The organism is Phaeobacter sp. SYSU ZJ3003 (assembly GCF_041300735.1).
Classification (GTDB): domain Bacteria; phylum Pseudomonadota; class Alphaproteobacteria; order Rhodobacterales; family Rhodobacteraceae; genus Phycobacter; species Phycobacter gallaeciensis_A.
The window spans coordinates 1-567 of the sequence record NZ_PXNU01000173.1; the positions used below are offsets into that span (position 1 = coordinate 1).

The 567-nt window shown below is 63.7% G+C and carries 1 pseudogene; it reads left to right on the forward strand.

Annotation, left to right across the window (positions count from 1 at the left end):
• Positions 1-38 precede the first annotated feature (38 nt).
• Positions 39-567 (forward strand): annotated as a pseudogene (locus tag C6W91_RS21285) (electron transfer flavoprotein subunit alpha/FixB family protein); the annotation flags it as partial.

Consider the following 567-nt stretch of genomic DNA (forward strand, 5'->3'; position numbering starts at 1 on the left):
GAACTGGTTGCGAAACTCAAAGAAGCGGGGGCTGTGTAATGGCTGTTCTTCTCCTTGCTGAAGTGAACAATGGCGAACTGGCGATGGACGCCACCGCCAAGGCTGTCTCCGCCTCCAAGGCGCTGGGCGATGTGACCGTGCTTTGTGCCGGCGCATCGGCAGCTGCCGCGGGCGACGCTGCTGCCAAGATCGACGGTGTGGCCAAGGTGCTGGTCGCCGAGGACGCCTCGCTGGGTCACCGCCTGGCCGAGCCGACTGCAGCGCTGATCGTGTCGCTGGCTGGCGATTACAGCCACATCGTGGCGCCTGCGACCACCGATGCCAAGAACGTGCTGCCGCGCGTTGCGGCGCTGCTGGACGTGATGGTGATCTCGGATGTGACCGCTGTTGTCGACGCCGATACCTTCGAGCGTCCGATCTACGCCGGTAACGCGATCCAGACCGTGAAGTCGAAAGACGCCAAGAAGGTCATCTCCTTCCGGACTTCGACCTTTGATGCGGCTGGCGAAGGCGGCTCTGCCGCTGTTGAAACCACCGGCGCAGCCGAGAACCCCGGCCTGTCCGAAT